General features: G+C 35.5%; 2 protein-coding genes. One reads left to right on the top strand and one right to left on the bottom strand.

Going from position 1 to position 1,322, the window contains the following annotated elements:
- Positions 1 to 306: 306 nt before the first annotated feature.
- Positions 307 to 852: a hypothetical protein gene (locus ACFILD_RS08440; protein WP_375631936.1), complete on the top strand. Its 546-nt coding sequence runs from the start codon at positions 307 to 309 to the stop codon at positions 850 to 852.
- Here ACFILD_RS08440 and ACFILD_RS08435 read toward each other — a convergent pair.
- Positions 836 to 1,322 (bottom strand): hypothetical protein (locus ACFILD_RS08435; protein ID WP_375665072.1); only part of this gene is annotated, 487 nt, incomplete at its 5' end. The two genes, ACFILD_RS08440 and ACFILD_RS08435, sit on opposite strands and share 17 nt — an antisense overlap.

Genomic DNA, 1,322 nt, shown 5'->3' with positions numbered 1-1,322 from the left:
CGTCATCTTATTCGGAACGCCTTTGACACGCCCTTGACCTGCCTTTGGGGGTATACGCTTTTTAATGGGTTGTGGAGCCTGATGTGTATTTTCTGATGTCATAAAATACGCCCTCCAGATAATAAAAAACCCCGCATTTGCGGGGATTCCAAACTGTACATCACGCTCATTTAGATACAATACGACTAGTGCCGTAATTGTCATTAAATACGATTTGCATCACTTTGTCAACACAAAAATAACACATATTGATATATTCAAAGGGAATCGGTTAGATAATTAAGATGTAAATTAAGGTAGAAAACAATGTCTATAAAAAAAACTCTCTTTAGAAGAGTATTAATTATCACACTTTTTACAACGTGTTTTATATCCACTTCAAATGGATATGCTAATTCTGAAGAATCTTCTTCATTTTTTAATAAGTTATTCTGTTCAAAAGTAACCACAGAATTAAAAACCGAACTTCATAATCACCTAATTCATGGAAACGAATGGTGGGAAAAAAGATTCAAAGAAATTAGAATGATAGAAGAAGTATATTTCTTGCATAACATGTCGACTTTATCAAAAGAACGTTTTGAACAACATGTAAATATGATAAGAGAATGGCATGATATACTGTGGGAAAGAAACAATAGTTTTAGCGATTTAACCGGCAGTATGCTACAAAAAATAAGTGCAATAGAGGATCTAAATAAAGCAAAACAATCTAAGAACCATATGGAGGAATCAGAAATTCTGAAAGTCCTTCCTATAATTGAAAAGCGGATAATTGAAAATAAAAGAAAACTTCATAAACTAGATTATGAAAGTGAAGCGTTATATAAGTTTATCATTCACTTTTATTGATAGTTACATAATTTTGCGAAAAATACTTTTGAAGCGCATTAAGAGCAACCTTTAGCGAACTCACAAGATGTAGTAATTCTTGATCTTCACTAACAAGGTACTGTAGCGCTGCATAAAGATTGTACTGTCTATAGAGATGTTGCGCCTCTTTTATTGCCTCGTGAACAGATTGATAATGACGCGTTGCTTTTTCAACCCATTGCTCAAAGCTATCTGGGTCTGAATTTGTAGACACATCATCATAAACAGCGCTTGGCAAGCCCTTTGCACAAAGGTAATTATTCCTTATCTGTAGATATTGCTGGGCGGTGTCGTATTGCTCTTGAGTAAGCACGCCTTGCAAACAAAGCCGCCCTATATAGGTACCAGAAAGTGGATTTTTTGCCTCTTGTAGCGTTAAACCGAAGCGCTTTGCACGCATTTCTATTGCCAATTTATCAACGGCTTCACGCGGTGCTTTTGCACGTGAT

This window comes from Bartonella sp. CL162QHHD (genome assembly GCF_042195435.1).
GTDB lineage: Bacteria > Pseudomonadota > Alphaproteobacteria > Rhizobiales > Rhizobiaceae > Bartonella.
This window is presented reverse-complemented; position numbering and strand designations above follow the sequence as displayed.

Coding starts and splice junctions, on each gene's coding strand:
- ACFILD_RS08440 (WP_375631936.1), top strand. CDS start 307: ATGTCTATAAAAAAAACTCTCTTTAGAAGAGTATTAATTATCACACTT.